Annotated in this window: 12 protein-coding genes; 5 read left to right on the top strand and 7 right to left on the bottom strand. The window is 66.1% G+C overall.

The annotated features are described in order from the left end of the window. Both ACP99_RS00730 and ACP99_RS00725 read right to left on the bottom strand, forming a co-directional pair. Positions 1-6,777 carry a malectin domain-containing carbohydrate-binding protein gene (locus tag ACP99_RS00730; protein ID WP_081927008.1) on the bottom strand — a complete coding sequence of 2,259 codons (6,777 nt, stop codon included), beginning with the start codon at positions 6,775-6,777 and terminating at the stop codon, positions 1-3. Positions 6,778-6,987: 210 nt separating this feature from the next. Beyond that, a complete protein-coding gene (locus ACP99_RS00725) occupies positions 6,988-7,548 on the bottom strand; it encodes a DUF7344 domain-containing protein (protein ID WP_156105568.1) in 561 nt (186 codons plus the stop codon). A gap of 211 nt (positions 7,549-7,759) precedes the next feature. Here ACP99_RS00725 and ACP99_RS00720 point away from each other — a divergent pair, with 211 nt between their 5' ends. After that, positions 7,760-8,041 carry an acylphosphatase gene (locus ACP99_RS00720; protein ID WP_049984760.1) on the top strand — a complete coding sequence of 94 codons (282 nt, stop codon included), beginning with the start codon at positions 7,760-7,762 and terminating at the stop codon, positions 8,039-8,041. A 36-nt stretch (positions 8,042-8,077) separates the two neighbouring features. Here the strand turns inward: ACP99_RS00720 and ACP99_RS00715 are convergent, their stop codons facing one another. The 3 genes from ACP99_RS00715 to ACP99_RS00705 are packed head-to-tail and all read right to left on the bottom strand — an operon-like array spanning position 8,078 to position 12,981. Next, positions 8,078-8,875: a TrmB family transcriptional regulator gene (locus ACP99_RS00715; protein WP_049984759.1), complete on the bottom strand. Its 798-nt coding sequence runs from the start codon at positions 8,873-8,875 to the stop codon at positions 8,078-8,080. Beyond that, positions 8,872-11,436, bottom strand: coding sequence for an efflux RND transporter permease subunit (locus tag ACP99_RS00710; RefSeq protein ID WP_049984758.1), 2,565 nt, complete (start codon positions 11,434-11,436; stop codon positions 8,872-8,874). The genes ACP99_RS00715 and ACP99_RS00710 overlap by 4 nt, the downstream gene beginning before the upstream one ends. 3 nt (positions 11,437-11,439) lie before the next feature. Further along, complete coding sequence (locus ACP99_RS00705; protein WP_049984757.1) at positions 11,440-12,981, bottom strand: COG1361 S-layer family protein; 1,542 nt, start codon at positions 12,979-12,981, stop codon at positions 11,440-11,442. Between the two features lie 239 nt (positions 12,982-13,220). On the opposite strand from ACP99_RS00705, the gene ACP99_RS00700 reads away from it, so the two are divergent. The 4 genes from ACP99_RS00700 to ACP99_RS00685 all read left to right on the top strand — a co-directional run bounded on the left by ACP99_RS00700 (position 13,221) and on the right by ACP99_RS00685 (position 16,383). Beyond that, the gene (locus ACP99_RS00700; protein ID WP_049984756.1) at positions 13,221-13,664 is read left to right on the top strand and encodes a DoxX family protein; all 444 of its coding nucleotides are present in this window, start codon (positions 13,221-13,223) and stop codon (positions 13,662-13,664) included. A gap of 72 nt (positions 13,665-13,736) precedes the next feature. Further along, positions 13,737-14,711, top strand: coding sequence for a phosphomevalonate decarboxylase MvaD (gene mvaD / locus ACP99_RS00695; RefSeq protein ID WP_049984755.1), 975 nt, complete (start codon positions 13,737-13,739; stop codon positions 14,709-14,711). A gap of 339 nt (positions 14,712-15,050) precedes the next feature. Continuing rightward, on the top strand, positions 15,051-15,539 hold the full coding sequence (locus tag ACP99_RS00690; protein WP_049984754.1) for a DUF3237 domain-containing protein: 489 nt from the start codon (positions 15,051-15,053) through the stop codon (positions 15,537-15,539). 76 nt (positions 15,540-15,615) lie between these two features. After that, the gene (locus ACP99_RS00685) at positions 15,616-16,383 is read left to right on the top strand and encodes an IclR family transcriptional regulator (RefSeq protein ID WP_049984929.1); all 768 of its coding nucleotides are present in this window, start codon (positions 15,616-15,618) and stop codon (positions 16,381-16,383) included. A gap of 249 nt (positions 16,384-16,632) precedes the next feature. Here the strand turns inward: ACP99_RS00685 and ACP99_RS00680 are convergent, their stop codons facing one another. Together ACP99_RS00680 and lpdA are read right to left on the bottom strand one after the other, a co-directional pair. Beyond that, complete coding sequence (locus ACP99_RS00680) at positions 16,633-17,580, bottom strand: D-2-hydroxyacid dehydrogenase (protein ID WP_049984753.1); 948 nt, start codon at positions 17,578-17,580, stop codon at positions 16,633-16,635. 73 nt (positions 17,581-17,653) lie between these two features. Continuing rightward, complete coding sequence (gene lpdA, locus ACP99_RS00675) at positions 17,654-19,078, bottom strand: dihydrolipoyl dehydrogenase (RefSeq protein ID WP_049984752.1); 1,425 nt, start codon at positions 19,076-19,078, stop codon at positions 17,654-17,656. Positions 19,079-19,161 lie beyond the last annotated feature (83 nt).

Below are 19,161 nucleotides of genomic sequence, written 5' to 3'. Positions count from 1 at the left end.
CTACTGGGAGCCCTCCTCCGATTCGATGATCTCGATGGCTCTGATCTCGGGATTCTCGGCCGTTCCCGTCTCGAAGTCGATCGTGATCGTGCCGTCGCCGTCGTCGGTCGCCGCGAACTCTTTCATCGCTCCCGTCGCGTGACCGACGTCGGCCACGGGGTCGTACTGCGTCAGCACTTGATCGCCCTCGACGGAGACGTTGAACTGCCGCTCGCCGGGCTCAGATGCCCCGTCGAACGAGTTGGCGAAGTAGAGGCGAACGTCGACGTCGGCTCCGTCGTCGACGGTGAACTCCCACGTGGAGTTCCCGTAACGCTCGCAGTCCCAGACCCCGTCGGGCGTGGTCGAAGGGACGTCACTGCCGGGAGAGACGTCGTCGCCGCCGCAGAAGTTGCCGGCGCTGGTGCTTGCGACAGACGCGAGGTACGGCGAGTTCGTGTCGGCGACGCCCGTCCAGTCGGGGCCGTCGTCGGTCGCGTCGACCGTGGTGTCCTCACCGGCGTTCACGCGGTGGAGGACCTGCGCGGGCTGGGGCTCCTCGGCTTCTTCGACGGTCACCTGGAACGACTCCGTCGCAGTGCCGCCGTTGCCGTCAGTGGCGGTGACTTCGACGGTGTAGGTGCCCGCATCGCCCGATTCGGGAGCGATGGTTACGTCGCCGTTCGAGAGATCGACGAAGTCGGGACCGTTCACCGCGAGCACCAGCGAGTCGCCGTCGGGGTCCTGGGCGGTGACCGAGACGTTCGCCGACTCACCTTCGGTGACCGTCTGGTCGTCGATCGCGTCTATCGTGGGTGCGGCGTTCTCGTCGCCGCTGTCACCGTTCCCGTCGCCGTCGACTTCCGTGATCTCGATCGCGCTGACCTTCGCGTTGTCGTAGGTCGCCGCGAAATCGACGTTCAGTTCGCCGTCGGTGACCTCTGTCGTGAACGTCTCCTGCGTCGCGGTCAGCGGGCCAACTTCGGCGAAGATGTCGTAGTCGGTGAGGACCTGCTCGCCCTCGATGCTGACGTTGAACACGCGGTCGTTCTCGTTCGTGCCGTCCTCCGGACCGGTCGAATCGGGCGAATCGCTGTCGGCGACGCCCTGATAGATCTCGGCGAAGTGGAGGGTGACCTCGTACTCGCCGTCATCGAGCGGGACGTCGTAACTCAGCGGGTCCGAACCGGGAGCGCCGCCGTAGCGCTCCGTCTGGTAGAGTTCGTCGTCCTGCGTGCCGTCGATCGACTGCGTCGTGCTGTAGGTGTCGCCGCCGTCGAAGTTGGTGTCGGCCTGATAGACGGTGCCGTCAGAAGCCGTGTACTCGTCGCCACCGGCGTTCACGGCGAAGGCGACGTCACTCGGCTGATCGGGCTCACCGCCGTCGCCGGCGCTCTCGTCGTAGTGCAGGACCACGACGTTCGAGGCGAGCCCCGTGTCCGCGTCGGGCTCACCCTGCGCGGCCACGAGGTAGTTGTACCCGCCGACGTCCGTCGAGTTGAGCAGCGTGACGGGCACTTCGGCCTCGCCGCTCGAGTCGAGCGTGACCGTCTCGTAGTTCACCTGCTCGATCTTGTTGGCCTCGTAGGCCTCCACGTCGTACCCGGGCGTGCCGTCGTACTCGGGGACGTTGCTCAGTTCGAGTTCGCCCTCGAAGTGCAGCAGCGTGACGGTCGCCCCGGGGTCGCCCGTGACGGTCACGGTCTGGTCTGCCTCGCTAACGGTGGCCGCGCTGTGGTGGTCACGGAGCGCGGCGTCGTCGAGGGCGACGTCCTGCACGTCGACGCTCGGTGCCGACGCGACCGACTCGTCGAGGGTCGCCTGCGCGCCGCCAGCGCTGCCGTCACCGAACAGCTGGGTCTCTTGGACGCCGCCGTCGGCGTACTCGACGCTCACCGTCGAGCGGGCCAGTTCGAGCCCGGAGATCGGACCCGCCTCTTGGGAGGAGATGCTCGCGTCCTTGATGCTCGTCGGATCGTTGTCGACCGAGAACGACACCGACTCACCGGGGTCGAAGTCGTCGAACTCGACGGTCATCACGTCGTAGCCGTCGGACCCGTTCACGCCGTTGTGCGGCTGGCTGAACACGTCCCCGTCGTCGGTGCTGACGACGCCGACGCCGTCACCCGACTGCGAGTCGATATTCAGTCCCTTCGCGGCCTGGTCGCCGGCGGTCCCCTCGGGATCGAACACCACGTCGGGCATCGCCGACGACGAGAGGTCGAAGGTAACCGACGAGACCTGCTCGTCGCCAGTGTTCGTGACTTCGAAGGAGCCGCCCCCGTAGGTAGACGCCTCGACGCCCGAGTCGGGCGTGACCTCGACGAACGCCGATCCGGTCGTCCCGTCCTCGTCGCCGCCGTCGTCACCCTCACCGACCGCAGCGTCGGTCGCCCAGAGGTTGATGAGGCTCTGTATCTCGGCGTCACCGACGGTCTGTCCGCCGGTGTTGGGAACCTCGGCGTCCGTCGACCACCAGTTGATCGCCTCTTGGATCTCCGCGTCTTCGATCTGTGAGTCGTTCTCGCCGCCCATCGCCACGGCCTCGGCGACGGTCAGATCGCCGTCCGCGGGCGGTTCGTCACCGTCGACGGCGACGACCTCGATCGCCGACACCTTCGGGTTCTCCTGTCCGTGGAGGAACTCGACGTCGAGGCTGTCGTCAGCGGGCGTCACCTCGAACGACTCCATCGCTCCGACGTCGTGTCCGTACGTGTCGTAGAGGTTGTAGTCGTCCAGCGCCGTGTCGCCTTCGACAGTCACGTCGAAGGTCCGCGGCCCTTGCGACTCCACGTTCGAGGCGTCGAGGAAGATCTCGGCGAAGTAGAGGCGGACCTCGTAGGTCTCGCCCTGTTGGACGTCGAAGGACCACTGCATCTCGGTGTCGTCCGCCGCCGAGCCCGTCGTGTTCACGTCGTACCGCTCCGTCTGGAACAGGGACGCTGGCGTGTCCGCGGGCACCGAGCTATCGAGGGAGACGGTGTCGTCCGTGCTGTAGGTGTTGAGCCCGTTGTCTCCGTCAGCGTTGACGTACGGCGAGGGGCTGCCATCGGTGTCCGCGCTCCACGACGGGCCACCATCGCTGGCCGCGGTCTCGGAGCCACCGGCGTTCACGCGGTAGAGGACCTCGCCGTCGGTCGGCCCGTCGCCGGAGTCGTCGGTGGGCTGCACCGTCACGTTCACCGTGTCGGTGTCGCTGTCCTGGCCGTCGGAGACGCTCACCTCGAAGGTGTACGTCGTCTCCGAATCGACGTCGGGCGCGGTGAAGGACACCTGCTCTCCGTCGCTCATGTCCAGCAGTCCGTCGGGCGTTCCGGCGGTCTGCGTCCACGTGTAGCCGAGCGCGTCGTCGTCGCCGTCGGGGTCGGTCGATCCCGAGGCGTCGAGCGTGACCTGTTGTCCCGCGTCGACGGTGACGTCAGCGCCCGCGTCGGCCACTGGTGGTTGGTTCTCCGGCGGGGTCACGTACTCGACGTCGAGATTCGTCCACGTAGCGTCGAACGTCGACCCGGCTTGGTAGGACGTCGAGATGACGCCCACCGCGGTGCCGTTGCCGTCCGAACTGTCGAGCCACGACCCGGGGATCGTCGTCGAACCGACGTACGTCTCCTCGCCGTCCTCGGGCGTGTAGTACGCCTCGACGGTGTCGTTGCTCGGGTACACCGTCATTTCGAGGTCGGTGTCGCTGTCGGAGCCCGCGACAGCCGAGTCGTCGGGCTGTTGAACGCTCTCGAAGGAGCCATCGGTCTCGCCGGCGAACTGGACGCCCCCGGTGCCGCCGTTCGCGGCGGCGACCAGCTTCAGGTAGTTGTCCTGATCGCCGTTGCCGATGTAGATCCCCAGCGACTGGTAGTCCGAGGGGTTCTCGGGCAGACCGTTCACCGTCGTCGAGACCGTGAAGGGTTCCTCGGGCGCGTCGAACCCGCGCTGGAACGCGTACTGCTGGTCGTCGTTCGTCGCGTCACCGGCGGGCACGTCTTCGACGGTAAGCACCTGCGCCGCACCGCCGACCGTCATCTGGTCGGGGTCGTACAGGTCCTGGTAATCGGTCTGGCCGTTCGTCATCAGGCCGGTCCAACCCTGGCCGTTCTCGCCGAACAGCTCCGTCTCAGAGAAGTCCATCTGAATCGGGAGCGTCGTCGTGGTCCCGTCCTCTGGATCGACCGCGAACGGATCGCTCGTGTCGGGCTGTCCGTCGTTGTCGTCGTCCGGATCGTTCACGTTGGACGTGCCGTCGTCGTCGAAGTCGGGCGGCGTCGAGGCGGCCGAGCACGGGTCCGATCCCGCGTCGATCTCGTCGGCGTTGTCGTAGCCGTCACCGTCCTCGTCGAGCGATGGGTCGTCGGCACCGGTGCACTGCTGGCCGTCGCCGGTGCCTTCGTAGTCGTTCGGCTCGAACACGGTGAGATCACCGCGGGCGGTCCAGACGGTTCCCGGGAAGGGACCCTCGTCGCCCTGTGCGGCGATGCCCAGTGCGCTGATGTCGCTGAAGAAGTTGCTCTCCTGCTCGGTGACGCTCGTCCCGCTGGCGTCGAGTTGGACGCGCTCGACGGAACTGGCTCCGACGACGACGAGCAGGTCGCCCTGCATCGCGCCCCTGAAGTTCGAGGCGGTGTACTCGTCCATACCGCCGGTCCAGCCGAAGGTGTCTCCGAGCGAGTTGTCCTCGTCGGGGCTCTGGTAGTCGCACTCGATCGGGTTCACCTGCGAAGCCGGGACGGGACTGTTCGACTCGTTGATGTCGAAGATGACGTTCCCGTCGGCGTCGTAGATGTCAGCGCCCGTCGGATTCGCCCGGATCGGGGCGGGGTGACCGCCGTAGGACCCCTCGGTCGCGAGGTGGAGTTGGTCACCGGAGCCGCCACCGGGATCGTTCGGCTCGTTCGTACACATCCCGTCCGGACCCTCGTTGACGGGCTGGCCGCCCCAGCCGCCGTTGGGACCGTTGTCGATGACGTACAGCTGATCGTCCTCCGAGAGGACGAGGTCGTAGGGATTGCGGTACCCGGTCGAGTAGACCTGCACGGGACCGTCCTCGATCCACTTGGCCTGGTTGATCCCGTCGTTGCCGCCGAACGGCAGGTCGTCACCCTCGGTCCCGTCGTGGTTCTGGATCGTCGGGATCGCGTACCAGAAGTCCAGGTTCGGATAGTCAGCGTCGTAGTCCTGCAGGTTCTTCGGCTGGTGGTCCGTCTCGATCTGTGCCAAATCGATTTCGAGAACGGCCGCGGAGAGGGCGTATTCGGGCGTGTGACCGAAGTTGTTGCTCGGTGCGCCCTGGTTCGTGTGCCCGCCCTGAGCGACGTACAGCGTCTCGCCGTCGTCGGCCAGATCGAGGCCGTTGGTCGCGTGGTTCTCCTCCGAGCGCGGCAGCCCGAGGACCATCACCTCGTGGTCGACGCCGTTCAACGTGTCGTCGCTCTCCCAGTCGAACGTCAACCGGGAGATCGCACCGGAGTTGGTGTCCGTGTCGTCGTCGTCCTCCCCGACGTCGATCGTCGGATCGCTCGACGAGACGTACACGACCGGTTCCGAGGCCGTCCCGCCGACGGTCAGGCCGGTGATCTGGCGGGCCGTCTCACCGGACTCGTGGTTCCCGAAGTCGTCGTGGTTCGGGATGTCCTGAACGAGGTCGACGGATTCCTGCGATTCGACGCTGTAGTCGTTCTCGCCCTCGCGGGTGACGTTCAGCGCGTACACCATCCCGTTCTGTTTGGCGACGTAGAGCCGACCGTCCGGCCCGAACTCGAGCGCCGTCAGTGAGCTCTGATCGAACCCTTGCAGGCTGCTCTTGCCGAAGCCTACTTGCGCAGTGCTCGTTCCCTCGCCGGCGAGGTCGATACTCAGCGGGGAGTTACTCCCCGAGTGGGTGATCTCGACGGCCCCCGACGCCGACTGCGCGTCGTCCGGGGAGAACGTGAGTGGGATGTCGGCGGATTCGCCTGGGGCGAGCGTCGTTTGCGACGCCGCTCCAGCCGAGAATGCGCCGTCACCCGAGACGGACACGTCGTCGATCGTGATGTCGGCGTCGCCGTCGCCACCGAGGTTCGTCAGCGTGACCGTCTCGCTCTCAGCGTCGCCGACGACCACGCTTCCGAAGTCGACGTCCGACGGTCCACCGAGCGTGTCGGGCTGGGGTTCGGACTCGACGATCTCGATCGCGCTGATCTTCGCGTTGTCCTCGACGTTGGTGAGACCGATATCGATCTCTCCGTCGGCGGGCGTGACGGTGGCGGACTTCATCACGCCGACGTCGTGACCGACGTCAGCGTGGATGTCGTAGCCGTCGAGCACCTGCTCGCCCTCGACGGTGGCGTCGAAGAGCCGATCGCCGTCAGTGGTCTGGTAGATCTCGGCGAAGTAGAGGCGGACCTCGTAGGTCTGACCGCTCTGAACTCCGTCTGAGAACGTCCACTCCTGCTCGCCGTACACTTCGGACTGGAACACGCTTGCGGGCGTGTCAGTCGGAACTGAGGCGTCCAGAGAGATCGAATCGCCCGTGCTGTACGTCGAGGTGCTCCCGGAGTGGTACTGCTCCCACTCGCCCGTCCAGTCGGGGCCGCTGTCGACCGCCACGGAGTCACCTCCCGCGTTTACGCGCGCGATCACCTCCCCGACCGCGGTCGTGTCGGCTACTTGGGCCGCGTTCAGCGCCCCGTCGTCGACGTCTGCCGCGCGCAAGTCGCCGTCGTGCGCGCCGGTCGCAGCCGACGCACCGACGACGCCGGCCATCGGCGACGTGATCATAAAAATCGTCGCCAGCAGGACCAACGCGCGTCTTGTCCTATCGTTCGTCATAGCGATACCATCTCGAAGGGTGTCTGTCTGGATCGACCATACGTATCATCCCGGCGACAGTTGCGGGCGGCCGGGTCGGCCAGAACTACCCCGATAGCGACCGTGAGTATTAGTCCGATACGTCGAAAAAACGAATTATTCAAGCCCTGTAGCCACTCTATAACGGAATCAGAGAACCCAGTCGGCCACCGGGCTCAAAATAACCGACAGTCAGGTGACGAGGTCTGTCACGAACCAGTAACACGCGAACGTCGCACAGAGCGCGACGACGGTCGCCAGGAGGACGCTCGAGGGGTTCGAGCCGGGATAGAGCGCGATCGCACCGGTCGTGGAGAACCCGACTGCGAGCGCCGTCGACCAGACGTGCGTCCGGTGAGTGAGGCCGTCGATCTCTCGGGTATCTTCCATCCGCAGCGCGTCGTCGTCGAGGTGGGACTCCAACACCGCCGCGCGCTCCGTCAGTCTGAGTCCGACCCACTTCCTATCCGCTGCGACGAATCCCGCATCCGTCAGTTTCGGGAGGTGGTTCTGGTGCAGCGACGTGTAGACGCTCTTCCGTTGGCCGTGTGTGACTGATTTCGAATCGATTCCGTTCTCGTGGGCGGCGATGCGCGTCGAGAGCGTTCCGATATCGAGCGGTCGCGAGGCCTTACGTAACTCGCGAACGACGAGTCGTCGTCGTCGATTGCTCAGGGCGTCGAAGACGATGTCCGCCATCGCCCCACGTTCCTCACTGTCACGGCTCGGCCGTCTGAGCTCCCCGGTAGCCATCTCGAACTATCTCACGCTAGCTACGCACATTGTAAGGACCAACGTACGCCAATTGAAGGCAAGTAGATCCAAAGTTAACAATCTCGAAACAACCGGCGGACACCACCACCTAGTGGTTCGTTAAACCGGAGGCCGATCCACGTCTCCGTGTGCTCTCACCGACCACCGGAGGCGACACGCTCTTTCGGCCGCCGAACGAATCCCTGCCTCGATGAGCGACGATCGAATCCGAGCGCACGTGTACGTCAGCGGACGTGTACAGGGAGTGTACTACCGGGCGTCGACCCGGGATGCGGCCAGCGAGCGCGACGTCGACGGCTGGGTCCGGAACCTCGACGACGGCCGCGTCGAGGCGGTGTTCGAGGGGCCGGAGTCGCTCGTCGAGGAGATGATAGCGTGGTGTGAGACGGGAAGCCCGGCCGCCTCGGTCGACGACGTCGACGTGACGTACGAGGATCCCGAAGGGGAATCGGGCTTCACGATTCGGCGGTGAGCACGTGAACGGAGCGGGAATCGACGGCCGCAGCCCCTACTTCCACTCGACGCCAGACCCGCGAACGAACGAGTCGATGCTGCCGGCGATGGCCTGCGCGAGGATCCGCGCCATCGCGGTGTCCGCCGACCAGATCGCCGTCTCCTCGCCGCTCTCCGTCGCGGGCACCGACGAGAGCAGGACGGCCCGGTCGTCGACGAGCAGGACCCGGCCGGTGTAATCCATCGGCTGTGACTCCTGGGGGGCGTCGACGTCGACGCCGTCGAGCGCCGCGAAGCGCTCTCTGACGGTCGAGTCCTCGCTGACCACGCTGACGGCGACGCCGTTCTCGCTCCGCTCGGCGATCGCGGCGACGATGTCCTCCGAGACGAACTCGGGCGCCGACGCCGCGAACAGCAGGGTCTCAGTCGCCTGCTGGGCGAGTTCGACGACGCGGCCGCTCACGGGTTCGCGACCGCGAACGGTCCAGACGTCGTCGCGCGTCTCCTGCTCAGTTCGGGCGCGCCGCTGCGCTTCGAGGAACGAGAACGCCCGGTCCGCCTCGTTCTTCAGCTCCTCGGCGAGCCGCCTGCGGGCGGTGTCCAGCCCCATCGGCCGGTAGCGCTTCGGCGTCGACTGCTGGAGTTCGACGAGCCCGCGGTCGAGCAGTTCCTCGGCCGCACCGTACACCTGCGAGCGCGGCACGTCCGTCTCCTCGTGAATCTGCTTGGCCGTCCCCACCCCGAGTCGGTGCAGCGCGACGAACACCCGGGCGGCGTAGTTCGAGAGCCCCAGCCGTTCGAGCGACTCGACCGCCTCGTGTTCGGACGGGACGCTCTCGTCTTCGAGGCTCATAGCTGCCCCCCGTCGGAGAGGTTCTGGCCAGAAGCCCGCGTCGTCCCGTCGACGTCGGCCGCGGGACCGGCGGCGTCGCCGCGCTGGCCGATCGGCACCGACGGGTCCCCGTTGACGAGGCGGTCCCACACGACGAGCGCCGAGGGGAGCACGAGCAGCGACGCGAGGAACGAGTAGATGATCGAGATCGCCGTCAACACGCCGAACTGCCCGAGGACCGAGAGGACGGCGAGGACCAAGACGCCGATGCCGAACGCCGTCGTCGCCATACTCCCGAGGAGCGCGCCGCCGGTCCCGACGACGGTGCGCTGCAGCGCCGGCATCAGCGCCCGCTCGCGCCGCTCGTCGACGAAGCGGTGGACGACGTGCACCGAGTAGTCGATCCCGAGCCCGATCGTCAGCGAGAGGATCGTCGCGGTGAAGGCGTTGAACGAGATGCCGAGCACGCGCATCGTCCCGGCGACTGAGGCGACCGCGACGACGATCGGCGCGAGGTTCGCGATCCCGAGCGACGGGAGCCCCTCCAAGAGCCAGTAGATGAAGACTAAGAAGACGACCGTCGCCCCCAGCGCGAGCGCGAGGCTCGTGATCGCCGACTCGAAGATGAGGTCCGAGACCTCCTGGAAGACGACCGTGTTGCCCGTCGGCGTCGCCTCGTAGCGGAACCGGTCTGCGACCTCGTCGGCCGCGGCGGTCGCTTCGCTGTCGGAGGCGTCCGCCGATACGGTGTAGACGACCCGGGCGCTCCGGCGGTCCTCCGCGAGGTACTGCGACGCCTGCGATCCGGCCGACGACGCCGCCAGTTCGTCGTAGACCGTCCCGAGGTTGTCGTCGGGCACGCCGTTGTCGTTCCGGTCGTTGCGCTCGACCACCGCGGCGAACTCGGGGTCTCGCTCCGCCTGATCCCGAATGATCGTCACGATGCTCGTCGACTCCGCGCGGCGGTTCCCGTCGGTGACGAACTCCGAGGGCGGGTCCTCGCCCGCTCGGTGGATCCGTTCGAGGGCGGCGTCGTTCTCCATCCGCCCCTCGACGTATATGGTCACTGACCCCCCCTGTGTGCTGGTGAACTTGTCTTCGAGGAAGTTCAGCGTCCCCACGACCCCGTAATCGCTCGGCGCGAACGGCTCCGGCAGCGACTTCAGGAGCGGTGAGACCTCCTCCGGCGGGAGGAAGTCCTCCTGCGTGAACGACGTATCGACGCCGGTGGCGTAGCCCGCCGCGCCGACGCTGAAGAGCAGCGCCAGGACGAGGACGACGACCGGGGCGTACCGCGAGAGGACCACGCCGACGGAGAGTACCTTTCCAAGGGCCGACCCCTCCTCGCCCAGCGGGCGCTGGCTGAACGTCGGGATCGGCCAGTTCTCTCGGCGGCGGTCCATCCAGACTTTCGCCGCGGGCAGGAAGATCCCGAAGATCAGGAACACGAAGATGATGCCGACGCCCGCGACGATGCCGAAGTCGCGGATCGGCGGGAGGTCGGAGGCGAGGTTCGAGAGGAAGCCGATGACGGTCGTCCCGGTGACGATGAAGAAGGCGACGAGCAGTTGGTCGGTGGTGAGCTGCATTGCCGACTCGACGTCCAGTCCGGTGGCCCTGTCCTCGCGGTAGCGGTTGATCGCGTGGATCCCGAAGTCGATGCCGACCGCCAACAACAGCGGCGGGACGGAGATCATGATCTGGTTGAACGGGATGCCCGCCAGCCCGAGGAAGCCGAACGTCCAGATGACGGCCATCCCGAGCGAGGTGATACCCAACAGGAGATCCAGCAGGTCCCGGTAGGCGATCACGAGGAATCCGACGATGAGAAGCACCGCAGCGGGCGTCACGATGAGCAGCGAGTCGGTGATGACGGTCCCGAACTCGTCGGCGATGATACCGCTCCCGAAGACGGTGATGTCGGCGTCGAGTTCCGCGTCGATGATCCGCTGGGCGTCGTTCTGGATCGACGTCAGCGGGCTGTCGCCGGACTGCCCCACGGAACCGCCGCCGGAACCGCCGGGGAGGTCGTGCTGGACGACGCCGATCGTCGCCGACGCCGAGGCCGCCCGGCGGTTGAAGTCGTTGCTCAGCGACCCCGTGAGCGCGGAGTTGTCGGCGTTCTCACGGACCGCGCGGTCGATCTCCGTCGCCGTGGCGCGTTCGAGCGTGGTGATCTGCCGGTCGAGCGTCGTCGCCTCCGGATCGATGCTCCGCGCGACGACCGCCGCGGACGACGACGTGCCGGAGACGTACATGTCGTCGCGCTCTTCGAGCGCCTGCTGGGCGCGCAGCATCGCGATCATCGATCGCTTCGAGAGGACGTTGCGGTCCCGCTGGACGAGCTGGGTGCTCCCGGGGCTCGTCGCGAACGGCGACTCGAACTCGTTTTCGATCCGTTCGAGCGCGTTCGACGCCGGGATGTCCTCGGCGAACTGCTGGGTCCCCGCCTCCGTCGAGACGTTGCCGAGCCCGCCGGCGAAGATGAGCGTGACGAGCAGGAACGCCAGCATCACTTTCTTCGGGCGGTTGACGATGTTGTCGTCCGCCCAGTCGACGAACCGCTGGAAGTCCAATCGCATCGGTCAGCCCCGGCGTCGGTAGTAGAGGAAGCCGCCGACCGCGACGAGGACGACGACGACCGCGACGATCGGAACGATCGGGAGCCCGCCGGAGGTCCCTTCGGTCACCTCGGCCGGCACCTGGTAGGTGTTGGAGATGATGGTGTCGCCGTCATCGTCGTCGTACTGGAAGTCCATCTTCACCGGGTAGGTCTTCGCGGTCGCGCTGCCGCCCGCGCTGACCTGGAAGACGATCTCTCTGGACTCGCCGGGTTCGAGTCGTTCGATGTATGCCTCGTCGTCGGAGGTCGACAGCGGCGAGTCGGCGTAGATCTTCGCGGACACGTCCGAGACCGCGTACTCGCGCGTGTTGGTCACGGTGACGCTGAACTCGTCGCCGGAGCCGGCCTCGAACGTCGCGTTCACGGGTTCGACGTCGAACTCAGGCGTCTCGGGGGCGACCTCCACGCGCGTCGGGATCGCGTCGGACTCGCGCTGTCTGTCGGCCTGATCGCGGTACGCGACGCTGAGATCGAACTGTCGCGGTCCGGCGCTGCCGGCCGTCGTCACCTCGGTCTCGAACGAGAAGTCCGCAGACTCGCCGGGGGCGAGCGAGCCGACGGCGACCGAGGTCTCGATCGGCGTCACGGTCGGGCCGGGGTCGGCGAAGTTGACGACTGCGGCGTCGGCGGTGATCGGCCCGGTGTTCGTGACGGTGCCGCTCAGCGTTCGGGTCTCGCCGACGCGCAGCGAACTCTCGACGTTCGACACCGAGAACGTCATCTCGGGGAGCGTCTCCATCGGGACGGTGAGCCTCGGCGTCGACCCGGTGGTGCCGTCGGGCTTCTCGTAGTCGACCTGCGCGCCGAGGGAGTAGTTGCCGGCGGTCGCGCTGTCGCCGACCGTCGTCTCGAACTCGAACGTGCGGTTCTCGCCGCGCTCCCACGCGTCGACGTACCGCGTGCTCGACTCGCTCGACCCGAGTGTCACGTCCGGGGTCGACGTCGAGAGCGTGAGCGTCGAGTCGCGGGCGGCCGAGTCGCCGACGTTTTGCATCGTCACTTCGAGCGTCCCCTGTCCGTTCACGGTCGCGGTCGAGTTCGTGTCGACGACGGAGAACCGCGGGCCGGGTTCGATACGAACGGGGAGATAGATCGTCGTACGGCGTTCGACAGTATCCGCGGCACCGTTATCGAACTCGTACGTGAGTCGCAGGGGGATCCGGTACGTGCCGCTCTCGACGTCGGAGGGGACGTTCAACTGGAGCGAGAGGTCCGCGGGGACGCCGTCGGCGAGCGACTGCACGTACAGTTCGTCGGTTTCGACGTCGATGGGGCCCGCACTACCGGGGCGGACGCGGACGTTCGTCGCGGTCCGGACCTCGTCGTCGGGCCCGTCGGGGTCGTTCACCAACTGGAAGGAGAGTTCGTTGACGCCCCCGGGCTGGAGGGTCGCGTTCGGCGTGACCGTGCGGATGTCCGGGTTCGACGTGGTGTATCCCGCGACCGGCACGGAACTCGCGAGCAGCGATACGACGAGAAATGCGATGACGAATGTGCGTTTCATTGCGAGGGACCTGGTGGGTTGCGATGCCGACCGAGGCGACCGGTCGGCGGCTGAATCGGGGTCGGTACCGTGACATGGGACCGGTGCTACATAAGGTATTGTAAATTTCTACAAACAGAATCGGCGTTCCCGGGGAACTGTCGAGAACGGGCCGGACGGCCCCCGTTACACGACTGTCACCCGGTATCAGCGATGTCCGGAAAACGATATATCAGTTCGTATCCTTACCAACTAACGAGATGATACCAGATATCTCCGCGACGGTACTGCAACTGGATACCGGCTCCGCCGGGATCGCGTTCCTCGTCGGACGCGTCCTCTTCGGCGTCGTACTGGCGTTTATGGGATTGAACCACTTCATGAACGCCGAAGGGATGGCGGGATACGCCGAGTCGAAGGGGATTCCGGCCGGCCGCGCGTCGGTGCTCTTCAGCGGTGGAATGCTGCTCTTCGGCGGACTCGGCATCGCACTGGGCGTCTATCCCGCGCTGGCCGCCGGGGCGATCGCCCTGTTCCTCGTCGTCGCGACGCCGACGATGCACGACTTCTGGGCCGTTCCCGAGGAGCAACAGCAATCGGAGATGACGAACTTCCTGAAGAACGTGGCGCTGCTGGGCGGCGCGTTGGTCTTCCTCGCGCTCGCGGGGAGCGCGTGGCCGTACGCCGTCGGCATCGGTCTCTAAGCGGGGGCTCGACACGCCGGTCCCGCTCGATGTATCGGGACGTTTAACCCGGCGTCTCCCCCGCGTAGGGGTATGAAAGCGACCGCGAAGGCGCACCCGATCCAGGGACTGATCAAGTACCACGGGATGCGCGACGAGGAGCGTCGCCTCCCGTATCACGACAGCATCAGCGTCTGCACCGCGCCGAGCCACACGAAGACGACCGTCGAGTTCCGACCCGACGCCGACGAGGACGTCTACCTGATCGGCGGCGAACCCGTCGAGGGCCGCGGCGCAGAGCGCATCGAGGCCGTCGTCGACCACGTCCGCGGACTGGCGGGGTTCGACCACGCCGTCCGACTGGAATCGGAGAACTCCTTCCCCTCGAACATCGGGTTCGGCTCCTCGTCGTCCGGCTTCGCCGCCGCTGCGATGGCGCTCGCCGAAGCGGCCGACCTCGGGCTGTCGCGCCCGGACGTCTCGACGATCGCCCGCCGGGGCTCCTCCTCGGCCGCCCGCGCGGTGACCGGCGCGTTCTCGCACCTGTACTCGGGGATGAACGACGAGGACTGCCGATCGAAGCGCATCGAGACGGATCTCGAAGACGACCTCCGGATCGTCGCCGCGCACGTTCCCGCGTACAAGGAGACCGAGGAGGCGCACCGCGAGGCCGCCGAGAGCCACATGTTCCAGGCGCGGATGGCGCACGTTCACCACCAGATCGACTCGATGCGGGACGCGCTCTTCGAGGCCGACTTCGACCGCGCGTTCGAACTCGCCGAGCACGACTCGCTGTCGCTGACGGCGACGACGATGACCGGCCCCGCGGGCTGGGTCTACTGGCAACCGGAGACGATCGCGGTGTTCAACGCCGTCCGAGAGCTCCGCGAGGACGAGGAGATCCCGGTGTACTTCTCGACGGACACCGGCGCGAGCGTCTACGTCAACACGACCGCCGAACACGTCGAGCTGGTCGAATCCGCCGTCGCCGACGTCGGCGTCGACACCGACGTCTGGAGCGTCGGCGGCCCCGCAGAGATCCTCTCGGAATCCGAGGCGCTGTTCTAGACGGCCGGCCCGATTCGAACGGCCGCTGTGTGACTAATTTCCACGTGTGATTCGCCCGTAACGGTCCTAATTTTTCGTATATATAGAACTACTAGTCAATAACGTATTCAGACTAAGAACTTATTTCAACACTTTAGTGCTGGATTTAGAGGGTTTCGAGATTTAATGATATATTATTTGTTAATAAATTTCTTCTTACTAATTATATTTTATACTCCGGCGAGACGGGGACCACAGATAACATCAGTACATATGTTATGTCCGGCAGCCGCAGCGGACGATGCCAGTCCACGGTGAAGGCCACACAACGATTATGTGGATTGGCACCACAGCGAACGTATGGCAGACGAAAGCTGGCAGACGGACGATCCGAACCTCGAACTGGGTCTCGAACGCGTGATGGAACTGGAGATCGACGTGGAATCGCCGATCGAAATCGGCCAGACGGGCGACGGCCAGCGGCGGATCATCCCCATTCTCGGCGGGACGGTCACGGGTCGCGTGGAGGGCACGGTCCTCGAGGCGGGCGCGGATTATCAGCTCTATCGGGAGCGGCGACCGACCGAACTCGTCGCGAAGTACGCCTTCGAGACGACCGAGGGCGATCGGGTGTACGTCGAAAACAAGGGGATGCGACTCGCCGACCTCGAAACCAGCAAGCGACTCCGAGACGGGAAACCCGTCGATCCCGAGGACGTCTACTTCTGCTCGGTTCCGGAGTTCGAGACCGCCGCCCCCGAGTTGGAGTGGCTGACCGAGAGCGTCTTCGTCGCGTCCGGGACGAGACAACCGAACGGGGTCCGACTCGCGGTCTACCGCGTGTCGTAGTAGTCCCGACCTCGGAAACGGAAATTCGTAATGCCCGAACAGAAAAACTAAGATGGTGAACGGTGTCGGCTCCCGTATGAGCAATCAGACGGAGCCGAAGACGCCGGTGAAAACCGCACAAACCACGTTTCGGATCGTCGAGACGCTGAAGTCACACGACGGAGCCACGGTGACCGAACTCGCGGACCTCCTCGACATCCCGAAGAGCAGCGCGCACAACTACCTCCGGACGCTCGAACACGAGGGCTACGTCGTCGAGACCGACGGGGAGTACGAGGTCGGCCTCCGGTTTCTGGACCTCGGCGGGTACGCACGGTCCCGCGAGCGACTCTTCTCGGTCGCGACGCCCGAACTGAAGCGGTTGGCGGACGCGACCGGCGAGTACGCCAACCTCCTCGTCGAAGAGCACGGCCTCGGCGTGTTCCTCGCGCGCGACCGCGGCGACCAGGCCGTCAGCCTCGACTCCTACACCGGACAGTCGGTCAGACTGCACACGACGGCGCTCGGAAAGACGATTCTCGCCTACCTACCGCGCGAGCGCGTCGAGGAGATCATCGACAGACACGGCCTCCCGGCGAAGACGGAGCGGACGATCACCGAGCGCGAGGAGTTGTTCGAGGCGCTCGCGGAGATCAGGCAGCGCGAGTGCGCCTACGACAGAGAGGAGCGAATCAAGGGGCTCAACTGCGTCGCCGTGCCGGTCCTGAGCGGCGACACGATCACGGGCGCACTGAGCGTCTCCGGTCCGGTGAGTCGGATGGACCAAGACAGAATCGACTCGGAGATCCTCCCGGAACTTCGACGCGCGGCGAACATCATCGAACTGAACCAGACGCACTCGTGAGCACGCGGTGAACAAGATAGAGAACACTGTTTCGCGAAATACGAACGTATTGCGTTGCTACGATGGTGAGTTCTCGGATCGTGACGTACTACGCCGCCAGTGCGGTTCAAAACAAAAGATGGTGTGGTATTAGTTCGCTGTGAGTGAATCTCAATTCGTGCTCTGCGAATTTCCAGACAAAAACTTCGCGTTACAGATACGTACTTTCGTCAGAGGGGAACAAATCGATCGTCTGTATCGCAGAACGGGTCAGACGACACGGTTCCACGGCGTGCCGCCGTTCGTCAGGCGGTCGACGTTCGTCGCGACGAGATCCGCGATCCGGTCACCGTACGTATCGGCCTGTGCCGCCGCGTGCGGCGTGACGACGACGTCGTCCATCTCCCAGAACGGCGCGTCCTCCGGAAGCGGTTCGTCGTAGAAGACATCCAGCGCCGCCCCGGCGATCTCGTCGGTTTCCAACGCCTCGACGAGATCCTCTTCGACGACGATTTCGCCGCGACTGACGTTGATCAGGTAGGCATCCTCGCGCATCGCCTCGAAGACCGACTGATCCACCAGCCCGCGGGTCGACTCGTTCAGCGGCGTCGTGAGCACGACGAACCGCGCGTCGGAAACGGCCTCCTCGATCTGTGCGGGGTCGTACACGCGGCCGAGTCCGAGCCCCGACACGGGTCGGACGTCGACGCCGTCGACGTCCATTCCCAACACGCCGAGCCGCGTCGCCGCGCTCCCGCCGAGTTCGCCAAAGCCGACGACGCAGGCCGACGACTTCCCGACCTCGAACGGTCGTTCCCACGAGAGCCGCGCCCACTCGCGGTCGCGCTGCTGGTCGCGGAACCGGTGGAGCCCCTTCGCCAGCGTGAGCACGAGTCCAGTGACGGTCTCGGCGACGAGGTCGCCGGCGACGCCGGTGCTGTTGGTCATCACGACGCCGCGGTCTCGGTAGTCGTCCAGCGGGAAGTCCTCGTAGCCCGAGCGGACGTTGTGGACCCACTCGACGCCGTCGAGGAACTCGTCGTGGTGAAACAGCGTCACGACGCCGTCGTGGTCTGCCGCGTCGTCGGTCGAACACACCTCGAACTCGCAGTCGAGATCGTCGCGTCCGTCGAGCAACTCGCGGAGGCGTTCCGGGGGGACCGGGTGCGTTCCCCACTCGTGGATCCCGACGCTTCGAATCGGTCGCTCCTGCGTCATAGTCGACACACCGCGCCGGGGAAAATAGTTCCTTGGGTCGGTCGGGAGCCGCCGCGATGCGGCCGGAGAACAGTCAGCGGTTCAGCGTGTGGATCGCCTGTCCCTGCGCGTTCTCGGCGGCCTCCATCACGGCCTCCGCGAGCGTGGGGTGGGTGTGGATCGTGCCCGCGACGTCTTCGAGGGTCGCGCTCATCTCGACTGCCAGCGCGACCTCGGCGACGAGTTCGGAGGCGTTCGGGCCGACGAGCTGCCCGCCGAGGACGATTCCGCTCTCCTCGTCGGCGACGATCCGGACGAATCCCTCGGACTCGCCCATCGAGAGCGCTCGACCGCTGGCGCGCAGCGGCATCTCGCCGACGACCGGATCGAAGCCGGTCTCTTCGGCCTCCGCCTCGGTCATCCCGACGGTCGCGATCTCCGGATCGGTGAACACCGCGGCGGGGATCGCCTGCTGATCGAGGGCCGACGGCTCGCCAGCGGCGACCTCGGCGGCGACGATGCCCTCGGCGCTCGCCTTGTGCGCGAGCATCGGTTCGCCCGCGACGTCGCCGACGGCGAAGACGTTCTCGACGTCCGTCCGCGCGCGGTCGTCGGTCGCGAGGAAGCCGTTCTCGTCGGGTTCGAGCCCGATGTTCTCCAGTTCGAGCGTGTCGGTCACGGGCTGGCGACCGACCGCGACCAGGACCGCGTCGCCCTCGTAGACGGACTCCTCGCCGTCTTCGGTCTCCGTGGAGACGGCGACGCCGTCGCCTGACTCCTCCCACCCGGTCGCGCCCTCGCCGAAGTGGAACTCAATGCCGAGATCCTCCGCGCGCGAGCGGACGGTCCGCTGAACGTCGGACTCGTAGTTCGGCAGCACGTCGTCGAGCATTTCGACGACGGTCACGTCGGTGCCGAGCTTCGCGAGCATCGTCGACAGCTCCATCCCGATGTAGCCCGCGCCGACGACCACGAGGCTCTCGGGCAGCGACTCCATATTCAGGAGGTCCTCCGAGGAGAGCACCGGCTCGTCGGCGAAGTCGAAGCCGGGGACCTGGATGGGTCGCGAGCCCGTCGCGACGACCGCGTGCTCGAACTCGACGGTCTCCATTCCCTGCCCCTCGCCGCCGTGGGCGATTCGCGCGGTGTGCTCGTCTTCGAACGCCGCGGTCCCTTCGAGCAGGGAGACGCCGTTGGCCTTACAGAGCTTCTCGACGCCGCCGGTCAGCTGATCGACGACGCCCGATTTCCACTGCTGCATCTGGCTCATATCCACCGCCGGGTCGGCGTGGATGCCGAGCTCCTCGGCGTTCGACGCGTCGTGGACGACGTCAGCGCCGTGGATGAACGCCTTCGAGGGGATGCATCCCCGGTTGAGGCAGGCCCCGCCGTAGGCGTTCTTTTCGACGAGCGTCGTGTCCAGCCCCTTCTGTGCGCCGCGGATCGCGGCCACGTAGCCGCCCGGCCCCGCGCCGATCACCAGCAGATCCGTCGCCGTCGCGATGTCGCCCATTACCATACGGGATCACTCACGCTCCCGGGTCAAAAAGTCACCCGTCCGCCTCTGTCCGTCTCGCGCTTACTCCAAAAGTAGGCGCGTCG

It is taken from the genome of Halobellus rufus, assembly GCF_000739575.1.
GTDB classification, from domain to species: domain Archaea; phylum Halobacteriota; class Halobacteria; order Halobacteriales; family Haloferacaceae; genus Haloquadratum; species Haloquadratum rufum.
The sequence above is the reverse complement of the archived record's forward strand: the minus strand, read 5'-3'. Positions and strand labels throughout refer to the sequence as shown.